The organism is Neobacillus drentensis (assembly GCF_036966985.1).
GTDB classification, from domain to species: Bacteria; Bacillota; Bacilli; order Bacillales; family Cytobacillaceae; genus Neobacillus; species Neobacillus drentensis_E.
The window spans coordinates 1-1695 of the sequence record NZ_JBALSN010000428.1; the positions used below are offsets into that span (position 1 = coordinate 1).

At 46.1% G+C, this 1695-nt stretch carries 1 protein-coding gene and 1 pseudogene; both read left to right on the forward strand.

Annotation, left to right across the window (positions count from 1 at the left end):
* Positions 1–35: 35 nt before the first annotated feature.
* On the forward strand, positions 36–1076 hold the full coding sequence (gene cobT, locus V7659_RS24295) for a nicotinate-nucleotide--dimethylbenzimidazole phosphoribosyltransferase (protein WP_335542711.1): 1041 nt from the start codon (positions 36–38) through the stop codon (positions 1074–1076).
* 17 nt (positions 1077–1093) lie between these two features.
* Positions 1094–1535: pseudogene (cobA, locus tag V7659_RS24300) on the forward strand (uroporphyrinogen-III C-methyltransferase); the annotation flags it as partial.
* Positions 1536–1695 lie beyond the last annotated feature (160 nt).

Here is a 1695-nt window from a genome sequence, read left to right on the forward strand (position 1 = left end):
AAAAATGAAGGAATTCAAAAAAAGGGGATTACACAATGAATGATCTAAAAACGACGATTCCACCTCTGGATGCAGAAATGGGTCAAAAGGTCCGTGAGTATATCGATATTTTAACCAAACCTCCAGGCAGTTTAGGCAGATTGGAAGAATTGGCGATACAACTGGCGGAAATGACTTCCGAAGCCTTTCCTGTCGTGTCGCCTCCTGGTGTAATTGTGTTTGCCGCGGATCATGGAGTGTCCGAAGAAGGGGTATCTGCTTACCCGCAGGAAGTGACAGCGCAAATGGTGATGAACTTTTTAAACAGCGGTGCTGCGATTAATGTCTTTAGCAGACAAATTGGAGCGATGTTTGAGGTAGTCGATATTGGTGTCGCCGCTGATATCGAGGCGGACGGTGTCGTGCAACGGAAGATTCGTTACGGAACAAGAAATTTTTGCAAGCACAATGCGATGACAAGAGAAGAAGTGGAAAAAGCGATCACCGTTGGCTATGAACGGGCTGAACATATGATTAAGCATGGATGCAAATGTTTAATTCTTGGTGAAATGGGAATCGGCAATACGACACCAAGCAGTGCCATACTAGCCGTTTTAAGCGGTCAGGACATCCGTACGCTTGTCGGTCGGGGAACAGGGATTGCACCTGAAAAAATCAGCCATAAGCAAGCTGTTATTTCCAGAGCACTAATGGAAAGAAATCCTGACCGGAACGATCCGATCGATATTTTAATGAAAATAGGCGGCTTGGAAATTGCGGGAATGACGGGTGCAATGCTAGCGGCAGCGGCAAACAGGATTCCGATTTTGGTCGACGGGTTTATCTGCACCGTTTCAGCACTACTGGCAAAGGAAATGTGCGAGACTGCAAGTGATTATATGATTGCTGGACATCAGTCCGTGGAACCGGGACACGAAATAGCCCTTCAGTTATTAAGAAAGAAGCCTCTTGTTGATCTGGATTTGCGTTTAGGGGAAGGAAGCGGGGCAGCGATTGCCTTCCCAATCTTACAGGCAGCCACATTAATGCTGAAGGAAATGGCCACGTTTGCATCGGCAGGTATTTTAATAGAGTAGCGTAAAGGAGGCTCATCATGACAAAAGGAAAAGTGTATCTTGTCGGTGCCGGACCAGGAGATCCCAAGCAGATTACTGTTAAGGGAGTGGAGTGCATCCAGCAGGCGGATGTCATTTTATATGACCGCTTAGTGAAATAATGAACTGCTAAAATAAGCAAAACCTAAGGCAGAGTTAATTTTTTGCGGCAAACAGCCAGGGAAGCATCAAATCCTTCAGGAACAAATTCATGAGCTTTTAATCGAGAATGCAACCGAAGGAAAAATCGTCACCAGATTAAAAGGGTGCGATCCATGTATCTTTGGCCGTATAGGCGTAGAAGCGGAAATACTCGTTGCAAATGGCATACCCTATGAAATCGTGCCGGGGATCACATCAGTGATCGCTGCGCCAGCCTATGCAGGCATTCCCGTAACACATCGGAATTATGCCTCCTTTTTTGCCATTGTTATGGGCCATAGCGAACCGGGGATGGAGAGGAGATTAAAAATGAAACTTGGTAAAGGAAGCTGTAATGGAACATTTGGAGAACTTGTACAAGGGGTCATCGGTGACCGCCCTTTTTTAATCACTCTGCCAATCCCAAGTTTAAGAAGCGAGGCTAGGTTTACCCCAGACC

Excerpts from the sequence above, each read along its gene's own strand:
- cobT (WP_335542711.1), top strand. The coding sequence starts at position 36 with ATGAATGATCTAAAAACGACGATTCCACCTCTGGATGCAGAAATGGGT.